Origin of the sequence: Paenibacillus woosongensis, from assembly GCF_009725165.1 — a bacterium.
In the GTDB taxonomy this organism is placed as follows: domain Bacteria; phylum Bacillota; class Bacilli; order Paenibacillales; family Paenibacillaceae; genus Fontibacillus; species Fontibacillus woosongensis.
The window spans coordinates 76,180-93,493 of sequence record NZ_WNZW01000013.1; the positions used below are offsets into that span (position 1 = coordinate 76,180).

22 protein-coding genes are annotated in these 17,314 nt (G+C 50.0%); 4 read left to right on the top strand and 18 right to left on the bottom strand.

What is annotated here, in order from left to right; genetic code table 11:
- Positions 1-108: 108 nt before the first annotated feature.
- On the top strand, positions 109-651 hold the full coding sequence (locus tag GNP95_RS21710) for a cupin domain-containing protein (protein WP_155612925.1): 543 nt from the start codon (positions 109-111) through the stop codon (positions 649-651).
- Between the two features lie 85 nt (positions 652-736).
- On the opposite strand, the gene GNP95_RS21715 is transcribed toward GNP95_RS21710, so the two are convergent.
- The 6 genes from GNP95_RS21715 to GNP95_RS26460 all read right to left on the bottom strand — a co-directional run bounded on the left by GNP95_RS21715 (position 737) and on the right by GNP95_RS26460 (position 4,055).
- Entirely contained in the window at positions 737-1,528 is a 792-nt protein-coding gene (locus GNP95_RS21715; protein ID WP_155612926.1) for an HAD family hydrolase, read from the bottom strand.
- 35 nt (positions 1,529-1,563) lie between these two features.
- The gene (locus GNP95_RS21720; protein WP_155612927.1) at positions 1,564-2,097 is read right to left on the bottom strand and encodes a hypothetical protein; all 534 of its coding nucleotides are present in this window, start codon (positions 2,095-2,097) and stop codon (positions 1,564-1,566) included.
- Positions 2,098-2,117: 20 nt separating this feature from the next.
- Positions 2,118-3,110: an aldo/keto reductase gene (locus tag GNP95_RS21725; protein WP_155612928.1), complete on the bottom strand. Its 993-nt coding sequence runs from the start codon at positions 3,108-3,110 to the stop codon at positions 2,118-2,120.
- A gap of 50 nt (positions 3,111-3,160) precedes the next feature.
- Positions 3,161-3,334: a DUF896 domain-containing protein gene (locus tag GNP95_RS21730; RefSeq protein WP_074048641.1), complete on the bottom strand. Its 174-nt coding sequence runs from the start codon at positions 3,332-3,334 to the stop codon at positions 3,161-3,163.
- A gap of 90 nt (positions 3,335-3,424) precedes the next feature.
- Positions 3,425-3,961: a DUF4183 domain-containing protein gene (locus GNP95_RS21735; protein ID WP_196427280.1), complete on the bottom strand. Its 537-nt coding sequence runs from the start codon at positions 3,959-3,961 to the stop codon at positions 3,425-3,427.
- Positions 3,927-4,055, bottom strand: a complete 129-nt coding sequence (locus GNP95_RS26460) for a hypothetical protein (protein ID WP_269059011.1) — start codon at positions 4,053-4,055, stop codon at positions 3,927-3,929. The genes GNP95_RS21735 and GNP95_RS26460 overlap by 35 nt, the downstream gene beginning before the upstream one ends.
- Positions 4,056-4,438: 383 nt before the next feature.
- Between GNP95_RS26460 and GNP95_RS21740 the strand changes: the two genes are divergently transcribed.
- On the top strand, positions 4,439-4,855 hold the full coding sequence (locus GNP95_RS21740; protein ID WP_155612930.1) for a DUF4183 domain-containing protein: 417 nt from the start codon (positions 4,439-4,441) through the stop codon (positions 4,853-4,855).
- Positions 4,856-4,956: 101 nt separating this feature from the next.
- Here the strand turns inward: GNP95_RS21740 and GNP95_RS21745 are convergent, their stop codons facing one another.
- Positions 4,957-5,358 (bottom strand): LysM peptidoglycan-binding domain-containing protein, encoded by a 402-nt coding sequence (locus GNP95_RS21745; protein WP_196427281.1) that lies wholly within the window; start codon positions 5,356-5,358, stop codon positions 4,957-4,959.
- 254 nt (positions 5,359-5,612) lie between these two features.
- Here GNP95_RS21745 and lexA point away from each other — a divergent pair, with 254 nt between their 5' ends.
- The gene (lexA, locus tag GNP95_RS21750; RefSeq protein WP_155612932.1) at positions 5,613-6,239 is read left to right on the top strand and encodes a transcriptional repressor LexA; all 627 of its coding nucleotides are present in this window, start codon (positions 5,613-5,615) and stop codon (positions 6,237-6,239) included.
- Positions 6,240-6,303: 64 nt separating this feature from the next.
- Here lexA and GNP95_RS21755 read toward each other — a convergent pair whose 3' ends face one another.
- The 9 genes from GNP95_RS21755 to GNP95_RS21795 form a co-directional block, all read right to left on the bottom strand.
- A complete protein-coding gene (locus tag GNP95_RS21755) occupies positions 6,304-6,612 on the bottom strand; it encodes a hypothetical protein (protein WP_155612933.1) in 309 nt (102 codons plus the stop codon).
- A gap of 18 nt (positions 6,613-6,630) precedes the next feature.
- The gene (locus tag GNP95_RS21760) at positions 6,631-6,789 is read right to left on the bottom strand and encodes a hypothetical protein (RefSeq protein ID WP_155612934.1); all 159 of its coding nucleotides are present in this window, start codon (positions 6,787-6,789) and stop codon (positions 6,631-6,633) included.
- A gap of 45 nt (positions 6,790-6,834) precedes the next feature.
- The gene (locus GNP95_RS21765; protein ID WP_155612935.1) at positions 6,835-7,734 is read right to left on the bottom strand and encodes a YitT family protein; all 900 of its coding nucleotides are present in this window, start codon (positions 7,732-7,734) and stop codon (positions 6,835-6,837) included.
- 150 nt (positions 7,735-7,884) lie between these two features.
- Positions 7,885-9,072 carry a sugar ABC transporter permease gene (locus GNP95_RS21770; RefSeq protein ID WP_155612936.1) on the bottom strand — a complete coding sequence of 396 codons (1,188 nt, stop codon included), beginning with the start codon at positions 9,070-9,072 and terminating at the stop codon, positions 7,885-7,887.
- A 2-nt stretch (positions 9,073-9,074) separates the two neighbouring features.
- Positions 9,075-10,586, bottom strand: a complete 1,512-nt coding sequence (locus GNP95_RS21775) for a xylose ABC transporter ATP-binding protein (protein WP_155612937.1) — start codon at positions 10,584-10,586, stop codon at positions 9,075-9,077.
- A 121-nt stretch (positions 10,587-10,707) separates the two neighbouring features.
- The gene (xylF, locus tag GNP95_RS21780) at positions 10,708-11,832 is read right to left on the bottom strand and encodes a D-xylose ABC transporter substrate-binding protein (RefSeq protein ID WP_413773771.1); all 1,125 of its coding nucleotides are present in this window, start codon (positions 11,830-11,832) and stop codon (positions 10,708-10,710) included.
- 182 nt (positions 11,833-12,014) lie between these two features.
- Positions 12,015-13,595 (bottom strand): helix-turn-helix domain-containing protein, encoded by a 1,581-nt coding sequence (locus GNP95_RS21785; protein ID WP_155612939.1) that lies wholly within the window; start codon positions 13,593-13,595, stop codon positions 12,015-12,017.
- A gap of 30 nt (positions 13,596-13,625) precedes the next feature.
- Positions 13,626-15,062, bottom strand: a complete 1,437-nt coding sequence (locus tag GNP95_RS21790) for a sensor histidine kinase (RefSeq protein WP_155612940.1) — start codon at positions 15,060-15,062, stop codon at positions 13,626-13,628.
- Positions 15,059-16,042, bottom strand: a complete 984-nt coding sequence (locus GNP95_RS21795) for a sugar-binding protein (protein ID WP_155612941.1) — start codon at positions 16,040-16,042, stop codon at positions 15,059-15,061. The genes GNP95_RS21790 and GNP95_RS21795 overlap by 4 nt, the downstream gene beginning before the upstream one ends.
- A 195-nt stretch (positions 16,043-16,237) precedes the next feature.
- Between GNP95_RS21795 and GNP95_RS21800 the strand changes: the two genes are divergently transcribed.
- Positions 16,238-16,621, top strand: a complete 384-nt coding sequence (locus GNP95_RS21800; RefSeq protein ID WP_155612942.1) for a DUF1259 domain-containing protein — start codon at positions 16,238-16,240, stop codon at positions 16,619-16,621.
- A gap of 59 nt (positions 16,622-16,680) precedes the next feature.
- Here the strand turns inward: GNP95_RS21800 and GNP95_RS26300 are convergent, their stop codons facing one another.
- Together GNP95_RS26300 and GNP95_RS21805 are read right to left on the bottom strand one after the other, a co-directional pair.
- Positions 16,681-16,824: a hypothetical protein gene (locus tag GNP95_RS26300; RefSeq protein ID WP_230873944.1), complete on the bottom strand. Its 144-nt coding sequence runs from the start codon at positions 16,822-16,824 to the stop codon at positions 16,681-16,683.
- A 19-nt stretch (positions 16,825-16,843) separates the two neighbouring features.
- Positions 16,844-17,305 carry a hypothetical protein gene (locus GNP95_RS21805; RefSeq protein ID WP_155612943.1) on the bottom strand — a complete coding sequence of 154 codons (462 nt, stop codon included), beginning with the start codon at positions 17,303-17,305 and terminating at the stop codon, positions 16,844-16,846.
- Positions 17,306-17,314: the final 9 nt, after the last annotated feature.

A 17,314-nucleotide genomic window follows, 5' to 3' on the forward strand; every position in this document is an offset into this window, starting at 1 on the left:
TTACGGACTAAGTTCAAGCAGCTCGGACCCAACTGAATTTAAGTGTCGACAACCCGGGGACGTATCGGATATAATTCAATCATATCCATAAGAAAGCGGGGTAATCCTATGGCGGAAATCAGAATAAGAAACACGAACGAAATTATTTCCGGAGACAATAATGTTCGGGAATTCCTAAATCAATATGAAGTAATTTATGAGCACTGGGATGTGAGCAAGCTGCCTGACGGGCTCCAAAACAATTTCAACTTGTCTGACGAACAAAAAAGCGAAATTCTGAACACCTTTGATGCAGAAATTCAAGACCTGGTCGCACGCCGCGGTTACCGGACATGGGATGTCATCACACTCAGCGAAGCGACACCGAACATTGAGGAACTGCTCGCCAAATTCGAGCAGGTTCACACGCACACAGAAGATGAAATTCGCGTCATTGTTGCCGGCGCAGGAACATTTATCATTAAAGGCGATGAAGATACAGGTTATTTCGACGTGAACCTCGTGCCTGGAGATCTTATCTCCGTACCGGAGAATACAGCCCATTTCTTCACCTTAACAGACGAACGCAAGGTCGTGGCTGTCCGCCTCTTCGTCGAAGAGAATGGCTGGATCGCTCACCCTTATGATGATCCTACATTCAAAAAGGCATAAGCCCAATTCTCATGAGTGCAAAAAAAGCTGCTTTCGATACCCTATGGGACACCGGAAGCAGCTTTTGCTTATTATTTAAAAATGACTAATTCGCAGCAATAATATCATGAAGCTCGGATAAGTGCTTAATCTCATAAGTCGGAACGATTTGTTCGTCACGCGTATGGCCTACACGGTTAATCCATACTGCAGTCATGCCTACGCCAAGCGAACCAATAATGTCTGTAGTCAGCTTGTCCCCGACCATGATGGCCTCGTTCGCTTCAACTCCTAGCCGCTCCAGGGCATGCCGGAATATGGTAGAATCCGGTTTTCCCTTGCCGAATGCACCGGAAATAATAATTTCGTCAAAAAATGGCGCAAGCTCCGGAACCCCATCCAGCTTCTCCTGCTGCAGTGCCGGACAGCCATTGGTCAATAGAAGCAGCTTGACTTTGCCTTTCAGCTCCTTCAAGACCTGGAACGTCTCCTCGTACACATGCGGACGGGAACGTCTTTCCTTGCCGAACTGCTCGGCAAGCTCCGCAGCTAGCTCCTCGTTGTCTACGCCTAAAGCAAGCAAGCCGCGGCGCCAGGATTCCTTACGATACACAGGAGCCAGCTGCTCCAGCTTGCGGAATTCAGGCTGCTCTCCCGCCGAGAAATGAGCCCATAGCCCCTCAAACGGATTGATCCCAATCATTTTGGTAAACGGAAAAGTCTCATACGATTCATACAGGGCTCTAGCCTCTTTGCGTACGGCCTCCTCCAGCTTCGCCGGATCGGTGCCAGCCGCTCTTTGAGCCTGCAAACAGGTTTCCGAAAAAGCCTCACTTACGCTGCGCTCGTCCCATAGCAAGGTATCATCTAAATCGAAACAAACTGCTTTGATTGTCATTCGCTCTCTTATCCTCTCTTCTCCCGATAAATTGTTTATTCTTTAACGAAATCCACTTTATGCGTTTTCGCAAAAGTCTCTAGCCGTTCTGCCATTGCTGGCGTATTGAACATATTTCGTTTACGGTAGAACACCCAGTTCTGTCCGCCCGCTTTCGGCGTAATAGTAATTTTATGTGGAGTCGCTGTGATTTTGCTAATTTGTCCCGCTTCCAGCATCCGATCCCGATTAAACTTGGCCGTGAACAAATAATTTTTGTTGATCCGCAAATAAGGCTTGTTGAGGAACAATGCTATGGCCAAAATGACGTAAAGGACGATCGTTAGCCAGAACATCGTTGTGCTTACCTCAGCACTGCCGCCTGCCAGCGCAACGCCAGCATACAAGCCAGCCAGCAAAATGAGCAGTAACGGAAGGATGATTTTTCTGCCTTTAAAAATATCCCCGTCTCCCCGCGCGCCCATCCTGCTGCCTGTGCCGGATCGCACGGCCTTATTGCCCTGCGGGTTCTTCCCTTTCTTGTTTAATTTCATCTGATTGCGTTCTACTTTTCTGTCAAATGAAGCCATCCATTTTCCTCCTAGATGATTTAAATATTTCTACTAAATTTGTTCAGGAACCGGGTTGGATATTCATCAGGCAACGCGCTTGCTTCATCCAGGCGATGACGCAGCTCCAGCGGCAGCCTCCAGCCAACCGAGCCCATATTTTCCTCGAATTGTGCGAAAGTGCTTGCGCCGAAAATAGGAGACGTGATACAAGGCTGCTCCAGCAGCCAATTCAGGGAGACCTGCGCTGGGGTTTTGCCCGTTTCTTCCGCCACAGCCAATACGGCATCTAGAATCGCGAAGTTCTTATCCTCTGCGCGGTACTGCCAGCTGCTTTCCCCTGTTTTGGCGGTTCCCAGGCGGCCTTCGCTCGGCGTTTCGCCCTGGCGGTATTTACCGGTCAAGAATCCGCCGCCAAGCGGTGCCCACGGAATGATGCCGACCTTCTCTTCGGCGCATAAGGAGACCAGCTCACGGTCCGCTTCTCTGTTCACCAGGCTGTACTGCTGCTGTAAAGAAATATAGCGGGAGTACCCTCTGAAATCGCTAATGCCCAGGCTTTTCATTAATTGCCATGATAAATAATTCGAACAGCCTATGTAACGAACTTTGCCGGAGGTCACCAGATCATCCAGAGCTCTCAGCGTCTCCTCAACTGGCGTATCCGCATCCCAGACATGAATTTGATAGAGATCGATGTAATCCGTGCCCAGTCTTCTCAGACTGGCATCCACCCCGTCCATGATCCGTTTGCGCGACGCACCGAACCCGTTGACGTCCGGCGATGTGCGCATCCGTACCTTGGTGGCGAGGATGACCTCTGAACGGCGATCTTTAATGTACTTGCCGACGATTTCCTCGGAGCGCCCTTCCGTATACACATCGGCCGTATCGATGAAATTGCCGCCCTGATCAAGAAAGGTGGCGATCATCCGAGCCGATTCCGCTTCATCGGTCTGGCCGCCGAAGGTCATGCTTCCCAAACATAACCGTGATACAGCCAAACCGCTTTTGCCAAGATATGCGTATTCCATACATTTGAACCTCCCTACTCATATGTAAAAGCCGGACCTATAGGCCGGCCTTATTTATCCACCACTTCGATTGATTCCAGCTGCTGACGGAAATTTCTTCTTATGTTCTGAAGGTACGTCTCCCGGAGCTGAGCGCGTTCCAGCATTTCATCTTCGGTTAGTCCTTCAGCCTTATTCTTGCGCGCCAATTCATTAATACGCCGTACCATTGCATCTATATCCATAGTTTCCTCCTGCACATAAATTCATGAATTCCCTTTAACATTGACATGACTGATAAAGGTTGTCAAGATACCGGACTTTGAAGAACTCAGCTATTGAATCAGAGCTGCAAACGAGATGTTCTCCACGATAATCGGCGCCCCGGCCAATATAGTATCTCCTTCAAGAATAAGTGTTAAATCCGCCGTAGTCAAACGGTACAAGCTGCGCTCCTGCATGACTCCATTAATGTATAAATTTGAATATCCGTTCATCCCCATCCCTTGGAACTCTGAAGCCAAGCTGCCGTTATCATCTGTAAACCAGGCGGCCGGAATGCGGACAGTACCTGTCAATTCCTCGGGAGGAAAATAAAAATAACGAAAGTCGCTTGGCAGGATCGTTATTCCAGGAACTTCGCCTGGAGTACCTTGTAGGCCTTGCGGACCTTCAGAACCTTGTGACCCTGGTGGGCCTTGAGGGCCTTGTGGGCCTTGGAGGCCTGATATGCCTCGGTCGCCTTGAGCGCCCGGAAATCCCGCTGGCCCAATGGCGCCCGGTGAACCTCGCAGTCCCGACTCTCCCTGCGGACCAGGCACTCCCGTGGCCCCCTCTTTACCCGGAAGACCTGGCGCGCCATTCCCACTCATCGGCCCACTCGGCGAGCAGGATGCCCCCCGTTCTACTTGCGGCTCCTGCCCGATGATCCATTGGATGATCCTTCTTCCACTCTGCCTTGGACATAATCGCTGATTTCTCCGTATGGAACGCTTACGGCATTTTTTCTTCTTTCTTACTAAAATTTTTCTTCTTTTATTGCAGCCTTGTCTAATCAACTCTTTCATTCCAGTATTTCTATTGTCGCTTTACCATTCCTTTTATGCTTGGCCGCAGTTGTAGACATGATGAACACCTTCCGCGTTTGAGTAATTGTATATCATATGTCTCTGTAAATATAGAGGAATAGACTTCTATCCACGCCGCATAACGTTTAATGCCATATTTTTATGCAGACGTTAATCGCCGTTTCCCCCCTCTGCAAGCTTTCATTCTATATATTGGATCGATAGCAGGCAGCTTCTGCATTCGATAACCAACTTCACTCCTACAATAAAGGAGGTGAACATATGCCTGTCATTAAACCGGTATTTACAGCCACCGCCTCCGCGCCGGTTGCCTCCGGGGGAGTAATTACAACGACCATTAATCCCGTTACAACCCGCTACTTCGCTGCTATCACTACCGACATGATTGGAGCCACTGAAACAACGATTCTCGCAGCCAGTTTTACGGACGACGAGGACGCTCCTATTACGGATCTGCCGACAATTACAGCTGCTAACGACTATTTCAACGTCTATATCAACGGAGTTCTGCAGCAAAACTCCTTATCTACGCTTACGACGGCAAGCTTGGTGCTTGCCACTACAGATCTCCTCATCGGAACGCCCGTAACGCTGGAGGTGGCCAGCTTTGCTGGAGCCGCGTCTGATTTAACGACCCCGCCAACCATCTCTGCGCCCGACATTACAATTAATACGTAACTAACACAAAGAAGGAACCGCAAATGAGACTTGCGGCTCCTTCTTTGGCTTAAAGCATATTTAAAACATGAATCGATATTTATGAATAGCTGAACCTAAACTCATTTCGTTGGCAGGACGAGGATATCCCCTGGCTGAATATTGCTTCCGGCCAAGCCATTTGCCCGCTGAATCGCCGTAACATATACCCTCGTATCCATGTTGCCTGGCTTATGAGCTGCGGCAATCTTCCACAGGGAGTCGCCCCGCTTGACCACAACGGACTCTGATTCTGCAACATCATGGTCAGGTGATGAGGCTACCGCCGACGCCATTCCAGCCCAGGCAATAACTACGAACAGAATAAACACCAACAACTTAAACAAAGTCATTCTAGCAAATATATTCGAAATGGAGTTAGCAAATGCTTCATTCAATCTGGCTGCACCCTTCCGCAGCGCCCCTTCATTGCGCGAATCAGCCTTACGATCATAAATGCTCTGATATGTACTGTATCTCAACATAATATTATCACTCCAAACAGATGTTCTTATGAATTGAATCCATAATAACACGAACATTTGTTTGATTCAATAGTTTTTTAGAACAATTGTTCCCCTTTTTTTTCGACACTGATCTTTAAGTATATTTAGATATATTTCCTCATAGTATTTGCCGTATTCCAATTCTGCCATACATTATTTAGAACTTATGTTTGTACGAACGGAAGTTCTATGTTATAATTTTTCCAAACGTTACTAAATGGGGTTGATGGATTATGTCGAAGGTTTCTAGCCGTCAGCAAGCTATTCTTGAATTTATTCGCTCTGAAGTAAGATTGAAAGGTTATCCGCCCTCCGTGCGCGAAATCGGCGAAGCTGTAGGACTAGCTTCCAGTTCCACAGTACACGGTCATTTGGATCGGCTAGAGAAGAAAGGCTTTATCCGGCGTGATCCAACGAAGCCAAGAGCGATCGAGTTGCTGGGGCAGGACGATGCGGAAGGCATCGGTCAGTTTGCCCATTCCGTGGCCCGTGTGCCTGTCATCGGCAAAGTCACTGCCGGTGTTCCTATAACGGCTACCGAGAATATCGAGGATTATTTCCCGCTTCCGCAGCATTATGCCGGAGAAGGCGAAATCTTTATGTTGTCTGTCGTTGGCAACAGTATGATCGAGGCAGGAATCCATAGCGGAGACTATGTTATCGTACGGAAACAGCAAACAGCCAATAATGGAGAAATCGTCGTCGCAATGACGGAGGATGACGAGGCGACGGTCAAGACATTCTACAAGGAGAAGGATCATATTCGCCTTCAGCCTGAGAATTCGACGATGGAGCCGCTTCGTTTGACCCATGTGACTATATTGGGCAAAGTCATCGGCCTGTTCCGTGATCTGCACTAGCAATCAAAGAAAGAGCTACCGCGAGGGTATGCTCTTTCTTTTTAATGATGTTGCTATCCATGCATTATATCGGATATAGCTCCTGCTCATCCCCGATGTCCTTCCTGCAATTTTTACATAAACCGGCAACATGGCCGAAGTCATTCGAATAAAACACCAGCTTCTTCGCTTGGTTGCACCGGGAGCATTTCTGGTTGCGCGTAGTGGTCATATCCGAGCTTTTACTGGAGATACGCTTCTTAGGCAAGTAAATGACATTGCTCTGAAGCTCCGCAGCCCGCTTCTTCTTAACCATTGCAGCCGCTATGCCAAGGACAGCCAAAATGAGGATTAACAGCATTAACCCCATCATCACTATTTCCCTTATTCCCATGAAGTCTCTCCCCTTCGTTCAACGATTTATCCATACGTAACCCTGCTTGTTCTGCCTGATGCTGCTGTTATCCCGATCATAGCTGAGATGAATAGCTGCTGTAAACAGCAGTAAGCCCCGGAGCATAAGCCCCAGGACCGCTGATTGACCGCGATGCGTCAACGCAGAATACCCCATGCCCACTTCCTTTAGGGAAGCATGGCTGCACCCTCCCTTAACGCATCAATGCGCTTTTTCATCCGCAAAGCTGCCGCCTGTTACATCAGACACTGTTTCAACTGCAATGAAGGCCTTGGGATCAATTTCACGAACGACCGTCTTCAGCATGGACAACTCAAGCCGGCTGACTACACAGTAAATCACTTGAGTTTCCTCTTTACTGATTCCGCCTCTCGCGTACAGATAAGTTGTGCTTCTCCCGAGGCTATTCATAATAGCTTCCGCTACTTCTTCATATTGCCTCGTGATGACCGTTACCGATTTGGATTCATCAAGACCCTGCACGATAATATCCATGACCTTGGAGGCGATATAATAAGTGAAAATCGAATACATCGCCGAATCCCAACCGAGCAGGAAGCCGGCCACGATAAAAATAACGATATTGATAATAAGAATGATCTGCCCTACGGAAACATTGACTTTTTTCGAGATCAAGATAGCTACGATTTCCGCACCATCCGTCGTTCCCCCCAGCCTTAATACCAGACCGACGCCCAGACCGAGTAACAGCGCACCAAATAGAACGGCCAGCAATTTGTCATTCGTAAAAGCCTCCACATGATGTAAATAACCCGTCGTTAAAGAAAGTACCGCGATACCGTACAGCGAAGCAAATGCGAATTTCTTCCCGACCTGTCTATAGCCGATAAATAGAAAAGGCAGATTGATCACGAACAGGAAAATACCTAACGGAATATTCGTAATGTTCGTCAGCATAAGCGAAATCCCGGTAATTCCGCCATCAATAATTGCATTCGGTACAAGGAATAGCTCAAGCGCAACTCCGGCGATGATCGCCCCTATGGTAATAAAAAAGATCTTTGAAATAAGTTCAACTGGCTTGCTTAAATTCTCCTTTCTCCTGTTTGTCTTTCCGATGCTTGGCTTGGTTTCTGCCATCTTTTCAACCCTTTCAGTAAAATTTACATATAAATAATTTAATGAAAAGTAATATGAAAATCAAATGGATGATAAAAGACCCCAGATTTCTCCTTAACAGGAGAGACCTAAGGTCTTGATCTACAATATATTCAATTAGCTTAAATCTACTTATTTAACACCCTTGCGGCGGTTGGAAATGTCCAGCCAGACGGCGAAGACGAGGATGGAACCCTTGACCACATACTGCCAGAACGATTCAAGTCCCATCAGCGACATGCCGTTGTCCAGCGAGGTCATAACCAGGGCGCCGATCAGCGCGCCGATGACAGTCCCCGCGCCGCCCATCAGCGAGGTGCCGCCGATAACGCAAGCGGCAATCGCGTCCATCTCGGCCATCGTTCCCGCGGTGATCGTCGCTGAGGCTAGGCGGGACGTTAAGACGATAGCGGCGATCGAGCTGAGCAAACCGCTGAGCAGGAAAATCATCATCGTCTTCCGGTGGATATTAATCCCCGATAGGCGGGCCGCCTCCTTGTTTCCGCCAATCGCGTAAATATGGCGTCCAAACGTCGTCTTCGTAGACAAGAAATAGAAGATAACGGCCAGCGCGATGACAAAGATAATCGGGAACGGAATGCCCTTGTAGTTGTTCATGATCAGGACAAAGGAGACAATTATCAAAGAGACTACGGCTACTTTAATAATATCCACGCCAAGCGGGGCTACCTCAAAGCCATACTTCTGGCGGGAGCGGCGCTTTTTAAAGGCACTCCACACGAACAATCCAATAGCGATCGCTGCGATAACAATCCCGAATCCTCTGGCAAAATATGCATTGCCCAGCATCGCCAGCACCGGATCGGATACCGGAATCGTCATCGATTCCGTAACACCCATCAGAACGCCGCGGAACACCATCATCCCGCCGAGCGTTACGATAAAAGCAGGAATCATTTTATAGGCGACGAGCCAGCCTTGCACCAGCCCGAGCACAGCCCCGGCTGCCAATGTGCCGACGATGACGATGATAGGCGGAAGCCCCATCCAGTTGCTCAAAATGGCGGCAATCCCCCCTGTCAGGCCGACAATTGACCCGACCGACAGGTCGATATGACCCGCGACAATGACCAGCACCATGCCGATAGCTAGAATCGATGTGACTGACATTTGTGTAAACAGGTTAGAAAGATTGCGTGCGGTCAAAAAAGTAGGATCCAATATTCCGAACAGGACCCAAATTAGTACGAGCGCTCCAACCATCGTATAAGCGCGTACGTCCATTTTGCCGAATAGGCTGCCCCAGAGCGACGTTTTCGCTGCGGGAGCTTCCTGCTTTTGAAGTTCATTTTGTAGCATAGTTATTTCCCTCCCGTTGCGGCTTGCATAATATTTTCTTGCGTCGCTTCACGCCAATCGAACTCGCGTACGAATTCCCCTTCGCTCATAACCAGAATCCGGTCGCTCATGCCCAGAACCTCCGGAAGCTCCGAGGAAATCATAATAATGGCTACGCCTTGCTCAACAAGCTGATTCATTAAATGATATATTTCGTACTTCGCTCCAACGTCAATCCCCCGGGTCGGCTCATCCATGATGAGGATTTTCGGATCGGACATCAGCCATTTGCCGATGACGACCTTCTGTTGATTCCCTCCAGAGAGCGTACCTACGGCCGTTTCGAGCGAAGCTGTTTTCGTCTTTAAATCCTGCACATACCGAAGGCCCCATCTAATTTCTTCATTCTCGTTAATGACTCCAAGCTTTGACACTTTGCTCATCGTTGCCATCGTCGTATTCGTCTTCACGTCCATATTCATTACGAGTCCCTGACGCTTGCGGTCCTCGCTAACCAAAGCAAAACCCGCCTCGATTGCATCGGTCACCGACCGGATGCGCACCGGCTTGCCTTCGATCAGTACTTCTCCTGTAGCGCGCCCTTCATAGGCGCCAAATAAGCTGCTTACCAGTTCGGTACGCCCGGCCCCCATCAATCCGGCGATTCCTAAAATTTCTCCCTTGCGTAAAGTGAAATTTACATCCTCAATCACTTTTTGGTCCCGTTTCTCGGGATGCCATACATTATAGTTCTTAACCTCAAGCACAATCTCCCCAGGCGTATGCTCCACCCTTGGATAACGCTCCGTCAGCTCGCGGCCGACCATAAGCGACACAACCTGGTCATCGTTCGTTTCATGGCGGTCCAGCGTCGTTACTGTCTGCCCGTCGCGCAGCACCGTGATCGAATCCGCCAACTCGAACACCTCCGGCATTTTGTGCGAGATATAAATGCAGGAAACCCCTTCGCTGCGGAGCTGATTCAGAATATTCATCAAAATGGCGACTTCGCTTTCTGTCAATGCAGCCGTCGGTTCATCCAGGATCAGAATTTGCGCATGCTTGGACAGCGCTTTGGCGATTTCTACGAGCTGCTGCTGGCCGATGCCCAGGCTGCCGATTTTCGTGTTCGGCGAAATGTTCAGCCCTACTCTTTTCAACCAGAGGGCAGCATTATGATACAGCTCATCCCAGCGGATAACCCCGTGCCTTTGCGGCTCCGCCCCGAGAAAAATATTCTCGCCCACCGTCATATCCTTCACGAGCGCCAGCTCCTGGTGAATAATCGTAATGCCCGCCTTCTCCGCATCTACAATGTTGTGAAACTCCTTCTTCTCCCCGCCGATGAGCAGATCCCCGCTATAGGTTCCCGCCGGATACAGACCGCTCAGCACCTTCATCAGTGTTGACTTGCCCGCCCCGTTCTCGCCGCACAAGGCATGAATTTCGCCTTTCCGCAGCTTGAAGTTCACCTGATCCAGCGCCTTGACGCCCGGAAACTCTTTGCTGATGTTCACCATCTCTAACACGTACATAGGCTCTATCTCCTTCTAACGCCGAGTTATCGTAAAGGGAGGGGACAGCTGAAGCCTTTTGCAATTTCAGCTCGAACTTCAACTGCCCGCTTATCCCTTGCCGGATTCACTTAGCTAAAGCTTACTGCTGCGGCCATTGATCTTTAGGAACGTTCTTGTAGACATCCTCCAGCTTGTGGAAGCCGTCCTCGATGAGAATAGAGAGCTCATCCTTGCTAACCGGAATCGGATCGAGCAATACAGACGGCACATCGAATTTGCCGTTGTAAACGGACGTGTCCGTGGCAATGTCTTCACCTTTTGCAGCTGCCACGGCCATTTCGGCCGCTTTTGTGGCGATCGATTTAATCGGCTTATACACGGTCATCTGCTGCGTGCCTTCCGCAATCCGCTGCACTGCGGCCAAATCCGCATCCTGTCCGGATACCGGAATTTTGCCAGCCATGCCTTGAGCGGTCAGGGCCTGTATAGCTCCGCCTGCCGTACCGTCATTCGCTGCTACAACGCCCTGTACGTCGTTCTTCACGGCGGTCAGCGCATTTTCCATGTTCTTCAAGGCTTCTTCCGGCTTCCAGTCTTTGGAGAACTGGTCATATACGATTTTGATGTCGCCTTTCTCTTCCAGCGGCTTCAAAATGTTCATAGCCCCCGTCTTGAACATATGCGCGTTGTTATCCGTATCAGCTCCGCCGATGTAGACGATGTTCCCTTTCGGCGCTTGGTCGATGACCGCCTGGGCCTGAAGCTCCCCGACCCGGACGTTGTCAAAAGAAATATAATAGTCCACTTCCGCATTGTTGATCAGGCGGTCGTACGCGATAACCTTGATGCCTTCTTTATGCGCCTTCTCCACGATCGGCGCGGTCGCTTCCGCATTGTGCGCGATAACGACAAGGACGTCTACGCCCTGCGAAATCAGCTGCTCTGCCTGGCTAAGCTGCGTAGCATCATCGCCGTTAGCAGCCAGCACCTTCACATCCCCGCCGAGCTCCTTCACCTTGGCCGAGAAAATATCCCGGTCCTTCTGCCAGCGTTCCTCCTTCAGCGTATCCATCGACAGCCCAATGACGATCTTGCCGTCGTCTTTGCCTGCGGCTGCATTTCCTGTTCCTGTGTTGTTCTTCGTATTCGCGCTGCCGTCCGACACCACGCCGCAGCCTGCCAATGAAGATGCCAGCAACAATGCAGCTAAGCTTAACCGTAACAAATGACCGTATTTTCTCACTCTTTCTTCGCCCCTTTTCATCGTATAAATATTTGATTGCGCTTACATTTAAATCTTAGCACCGGATATGAAGCTGCGGGCGGGCAATTACCTGCATTTGTTTGCTCTCCACCTTCAATGGATTGCGGCCTAATGTAATCATTTTCATGGATAGCGCTTTCATAGCACAATTTTGTTCTATACAACAAAAAAGTCCTTGTCGGTTAACAAGGACTTGGCTTCTCCAGCTGCTGACGATACTCAGTAGGTGTCATTCCCGTCGTCTTCTTAAAGACACGGCTGAAATAGTTCGGATCATTATAACCTACCTCAAAACAAATCTCCTTCAAGCTGAGGCGCTGTTCTCCGATCAGTCTTTTGGCCTCTTCCATACGCAGCCGTGTTACATAATCAATGAAGTTCTCACCGGTATGCTGCTTGAATAATTTGCTGAAATAATACGGGCTTAGATTGACGTATTCAGCACTCTGCTCCATCGAAATGTCTTCTTTGTACTTCTGGCCGATATAGAGCAGCGCCCGCTGCAGCACATGGGAACGGCCGCGTTCCTTTTCCTCCTTTAGGCCATCGATGAACGTATCCAGCCACAGCTGCGCGCCCTGCCTTAATGTTTCCCGGTCCTCTATGGCGCTTAACGAACTGATTAATTCTGCCCCATCCCCAGCATGCGTGCCCCGGCTTAAATATAGAAGCAATCCAATCACCTCTCCCCGCAGACGCGGCAAATGGGCAGGCTCGCTCTCCACCAGCCGTTCCCAGAACAGGGCAAACCGGTTCGCCGCCTCCAGTTTATCCTGCCGCAGCAGCGCATCCAGCAGCTTCTTCTCTTCGTCAAGCGTAATAACCCTCTGTCCCGAGCTTTGCGCAATATCATCATAATGCCGGACACTGACGAGATCATGATCATCCGCGCATACGCGGACGGCTTCCCGGTACGACCGGCTCATCCCGTCCCAGCCTTCACGGAATGAACCAATGCCGACGGACACGGTGAGATGGAATCGTTCCTCGATGAGGTTCTTTACCCGTTCGCCCCACTCGAGTGATTTCACGCGCTGGGAATACCCCGGCTGACCAGGAGGCAAAGGGATGAATAACGCCATCTGATGCCCGACCACAGGACTGACAAGGCAGGAGAGATTGGGCTTGGCGAACTGCTTGACGGCTTCGTAGACTTCTTTTTTGACGAGCTGGAACCCTTCCCAATCTTTGGCGGCATGCCGGGCAAAAGACAACACCATCGCATACCCCTTCTGCCACTGCAAATTCAATAAATGGGCCAGCTGCTCCACCTCGATCTCCTGCACGCATTCCAGCATCAGCATGAGTGACAGCTCATTCTCCGCCAGCGGCAGCAGCTGAGACAGCTTCTCCTGCATTTCCAGCCGCTCATCCCTCTCCCGCCGCGCTTCTTCCGTCTCCGCGATCAGCGTCTTCAGCACCTCGAGCACCTCCTCCCGCTTGGCCGGTTTGAGCAGGTAGTCCCGTACCCCCAATGCCAGGCTCTCCTTGGCATAGGTGAAGTAATCATGAGCCGTAATCATCACGATCCTTGTCGCCGGATACTTCCCCAGTATTTCCCGCACCGCCTCGAGCCCTTGAATCCCAGGCATTTTGATATCCATAAAGATAAAATCTGGCCGCGCCTCCTCCGCGAGTTGAATGGCCCGTCTGCCGTTCTCCGCATGGAGAAACGTGAAGGTATCCGGCAGCATATGCCGGATCATCAGCTCCAGCCCCTCGCGTTCGAGAGCTTCATCATCCGCAATAAGCAAGGTGTACATGGCTATCCCCCCATATAGAAATCCAATCATTTAAGCCGCCGTACGAAACGGCAGGGCAAAGAGCACGGCAGTACCCGCCCCCTCTGCGCTGTCAATCTCAATCCGCTCCTGCCCGTCGAAGAATAAATGCAATCTTTTGAACACATTATGCGTACCCAGTCCGGTAGATTGTCCTTTTCTGCCGCCATAACGCGGCGCTTCCTCGCGAATCGACTGGAGCAGCATTTGCGCCGTCTCTTCGCTCATTCCGATGCCGTTGTCGCGAATTTCGATTTCCACGCTGTCTTCCGTATAACTAATGCCGAGTTTCAGCATCGCGCCCGCCTCCATCTGCTCGATACCGTGCACGAATGCGTTTTCAAGAATCGGCTGCAGCGTCAGACATGGGATCATGCAGTCCAGCGCCCGTTCGTCAATGTCCATTACAAATTCGATCCGGTCGCGGAACCTCGCCTTCTGGATATTGATATATTCGGTCACATGCTCCACCTCTTCACGGAGCGGAACCGCCTGATCCAGCTTCTGTAAATTGTATCGCAGCAGACGCGAGACGGAAACAGCAAGATCGCTCGTCCGAGTGGCCCCTTCGATGTAGGCGAGCTTGGAAATCGAGTTCAGTGTATTGAACAGAAAATGCGGATTAATTTGGCTTTGCAGCGTTTTCAGCTCCAGTTCCTTGACCAGGCGGTCTTTCTCCAAACTGTCCATATTTTCCGCCATCAGCCGCTGTATGTTATCGATCATACCGTTAAAGGCGCGGCAGAGAATGCTGATTTCATCATGGCTGTCGCTTTCCGGCGCCTTCGTATCCATCCGTCCCTTCGAAATCTGCTTCGCGGTAGCCACAAGGCGGCGGATCGGCTCCGTAATGCTCTTCGACAGCCAAAGGGCGAGCAGAATACTGAGCGCCCCCATGGTGATTACGAGCAAAATGCCCAGCGTATTCAACCGCTCCGACGTAAACATCATCTCCTGATAGATCGGCTTGTACTGCTCCAGTTCAAGGTCGACAAGCGCCTGGGCTTCCTCGCGAATGAAGCGCTCTGTTCTCTCCGCTTCTATATACTGCCCCGCCATTGTGCCCGAATCCTGATCATCGATTCCAGCGATCATCCCTTCCGCCTGCTCGATAAACGTATCGATAATATTACGGTAATTGACCAGCGGCAGATCGCTGGGACCGATGGTAGCCAGGCTGTCCAGCTCTGCTCGCAGCATTTTTACGTTGTTGAGATGCTTGATAACCTCCGGCATGCTTTCCGCATCCATTTGCATAATGTAGCGGTTCATCGACCGCATATTTTCCCCGACCTCATACGAAACTTCTTTATATAACAGAATTCGGTTCATCATGAGATGATAGCTTTCCTGCACCGTCTTGCCGCTCTCGAATAGGAAATAAGAAACAGAGCTCAGCAGAAGCACCAGCAGCGGAATAACAGTAAACAGCTTCTTGCGGATCGTCATAAGCTCTCTCCCTCCTGCACGTTGCTGCGATCCAGCACCTTAACCTCGGTATAATATGCGGGAAGCAGCTGCTTTCCCTGGAAATGGTCATATAGCAGCTTTACCGCCATCCCGCCCATCAAGTAGGGCTGCTGAGCCACCGTCGCTTGAATCCCTCCGCTGCGAATCGCAGCCAGCGTCTCCTTCTGATTGTCAAAGCCGATAATCGTCAGATCATCGCGCTTCAAGCTCTTGGCCGCTTGCAGCATCCCTAACGCATCCGTGGCGCTGGTGCCAACCATGATGCCGATTTCCGGATGCTCCCGCAGCATCTCTGACGCCTGTTGAATCGCCTCCATATGCGAAATGTTAGAGCTGCGCACAGCGACAATCTCCAGCCCGCCGTACTGCTCCACAACCTGCTTCAGTCCATCCAAGCGCTGCAGCTGGCTCTCGGCAAGTTCGCTGCCGATAATGACGCCGATTTTGCCGGATCCGCCGGTTCTTTCAACGACCAAGCGTCCCAAGCTCTCCCCTGCGGCCAAATTGTCCGTACCTACGTAGGCCAGCCGGTTGCTATCCGGCGCATCCGTATCAATCGTAACGACTGGAATGCCTCGCGCCACCGCCTTATCAATTAGCGGTGTAAACTTCTCCTCGTTCAGACCCTGCACAATAATCGCATCCACGCGGGCGGCAATCGCTTTTTCCAGCAAATTCAGCTGCTCGTCCATGTTGTTGCGAACCGCTCCGACAAATTCGATATCGATCCCATACTCCTCCGCCGCTTGCTGCGCCCCCTTCTCTACCATTTCCCAATAAGGATGATAACGTTCCTGCTCGATGAGCACGATATGATATCGCTGCGTCCCATTCCCCTCATGCCCCTGTAATTCCCTCACAATGCTGCTCATTTTCCCGGAATGATGCGCGAAGCCGATAAACAGATATGTAAGTAAGCCAATCAAGACCGTCGCGGCGGCCAGCCATTTTTTGTCCATCCCCATCACCTCAATGACTATCCTACCTGCAAGTGTAAGCGCTGGCAATGGGGTGTTTTCCGTCACTTTGTATCTGGACCGTGTCCACCTCCCCTATCCTTCACCTTTAGCACATTTATCGATAAGTAGCCACTAGATAGATTCATTCTCCTTACAAACTACATATTTTGTTACATCACGAAAGGAGCTGATCCTATGAAAATCTCAGAAGCCCTGTGTAAACGCTTAGCCAATATCCCTGGCGGAACAGGCATGTCTAATGGCAAAAGCTGCTCGATCATGATTGAAAGAAAATTAAACGCAAAAATCCTGGGAAGAAGATATGAAACCGAATACGAAGTGACGATTCAATCACTACAAAACGGAACGACTCTTAACACTGGGGAAATTACACTACTACAGTCCGAGGTTCAGCGCTTTATTAATGCGGTTCGAAAACGAAATATCAAAGTAACTGCAATTCATAACCATTGGTTATTTGAAAAGCCTAGACTGATTTATCTGCATATTGAATCTGTTGAAAATCCCATCGTGTTTGCCAGAAAATTAAGAGCCGCTTTAAACGTTCTTAAAAAATAGGTTCGACTAGTCCAGTCAGAAAAACCCCCTAGCTCCCACAGCGCCAGGGGATTCTTTATTCATACAGCCAGTGCGCAGGCTGCGCCTGCAAGCTGGGTCCGGATTGCGGACGCTCCGACAAATTCAATATTGAAATCGATATACCGATACGATTGGATATTGCTTCGTTCCACTCCCCTCATGTCCCTGTAACTCTTTCTCAATGATGCTTTTGAAGTTGAGCTATGCTTCTTCATTGTTTTTGGCATCCTGCTTTTTAATTTGATCACCAAGCTTCCCAAGCAGGGTAATCAGGACGTACAGGAATAACGCTAGTAAAACCTCCGTCTGAATATTGCCGATTTCCACGCCGTCTATCCATTGATCAATCATATAGAGCATCACACCAAAAATAATAATCAGCAGAATTTCCTGCACTACACGCGCTGCCCATACGGGCCGATCCCCGAACAAATGCCTCCGCAGGCTGTCCAGCATCGTTCCGATGATGCCCAGGAAACCAATCCCCAGCAACAATAATCCTATAAAGGCAAACGCCGATCCAATCGAAGAAATGCGGAGCTGAATAAAATGGAAGCTTTGCAGCGTATAGACTGCGAATACTAGAATAGAGATCAAAACAAGGAGAATTCCCGCCAACACGAGCCATAATAACGTGCGTTCTCCCATGCTGTTTTTGCTCAAGACTTCAGA

Bases quoted from the DNA above. Each gene is read 5' to 3' on its own strand.
- GNP95_RS21740 (WP_155612930.1), top strand. From the start codon at position 4,439: ATGCCTGTCATTAAACCGGTATTTACAGCCACCGCCTCCGCGCCGGTT.
- GNP95_RS21790 (WP_155612940.1), bottom strand. From the start codon at position 15,062: ATGACGATCCGCAAGAAGCTGTTTACTGTTATTCCGCTGCTGGTGCTT.
- GNP95_RS21755 (WP_155612933.1), bottom strand. From the start codon at position 6,612: ATGGGAATAAGGGAAATAGTGATGATGGGGTTAATGCTGTTAATCCTC.
- GNP95_RS21725 (WP_155612928.1), bottom strand. From the start codon at position 3,110: ATGGAATACGCATATCTTGGCAAAAGCGGTTTGGCTGTATCACGGTTA.
- GNP95_RS26460 (WP_269059011.1), bottom strand. From the start codon at position 4,055: ATGTCCAAGGCAGAGTGGAAGAAGGATCATCCAATGGATCATCGGGCA.
- GNP95_RS21795 (WP_155612941.1), bottom strand. From the start codon at position 16,042: ATGGACAAAAAATGGCTGGCCGCCGCGACGGTCTTGATTGGCTTACTT.
- GNP95_RS21800 (WP_155612942.1), top strand. From the start codon at position 16,238: ATGAAAATCTCAGAAGCCCTGTGTAAACGCTTAGCCAATATCCCTGGC.
- GNP95_RS21765 (WP_155612935.1), bottom strand. From the start codon at position 7,734: ATGGCAGAAACCAAGCCAAGCATCGGAAAGACAAACAGGAGAAAGGAG.
- GNP95_RS21715 (WP_155612926.1), bottom strand. From the start codon at position 1,528: ATGACAATCAAAGCAGTTTGTTTCGATTTAGATGATACCTTGCTATGG.
- lexA (WP_155612932.1), top strand. From the start codon at position 5,613: ATGTCGAAGGTTTCTAGCCGTCAGCAAGCTATTCTTGAATTTATTCGC.
- GNP95_RS21745 (WP_196427281.1), bottom strand. From the start codon at position 5,358: ATGTTGAGATACAGTACATATCAGAGCATTTATGATCGTAAGGCTGAT.
- GNP95_RS21735 (WP_196427280.1), bottom strand. From the start codon at position 3,961: ATGAGTGGGAATGGCGCGCCAGGTCTTCCGGGTAAAGAGGGGGCCACG.
- GNP95_RS21785 (WP_155612939.1), bottom strand. From the start codon at position 13,595: ATGTACACCTTGCTTATTGCGGATGATGAAGCTCTCGAACGCGAGGGG.
- GNP95_RS21710 (WP_155612925.1), top strand. From the start codon at position 109: ATGGCGGAAATCAGAATAAGAAACACGAACGAAATTATTTCCGGAGAC.
- GNP95_RS21775 (WP_155612937.1), bottom strand. From the start codon at position 10,586: ATGTACGTGTTAGAGATGGTGAACATCAGCAAAGAGTTTCCGGGCGTC.
- GNP95_RS21760 (WP_155612934.1), bottom strand. From the start codon at position 6,789: ATGGGGTATTCTGCGTTGACGCATCGCGGTCAATCAGCGGTCCTGGGG.
- GNP95_RS21770 (WP_155612936.1), bottom strand. From the start codon at position 9,072: ATGCTACAAAATGAACTTCAAAAGCAGGAAGCTCCCGCAGCGAAAACG.
- GNP95_RS21720 (WP_155612927.1), bottom strand. From the start codon at position 2,097: ATGGCTTCATTTGACAGAAAAGTAGAACGCAATCAGATGAAATTAAAC.
- GNP95_RS21730 (WP_074048641.1), bottom strand. From the start codon at position 3,334: ATGGATATAGATGCAATGGTACGGCGTATTAATGAATTGGCGCGCAAG.
- xylF (WP_413773771.1), bottom strand. From the start codon at position 11,832: ATGAAAAGGGGCGAAGAAAGAGTGAGAAAATACGGTCATTTGTTACGG.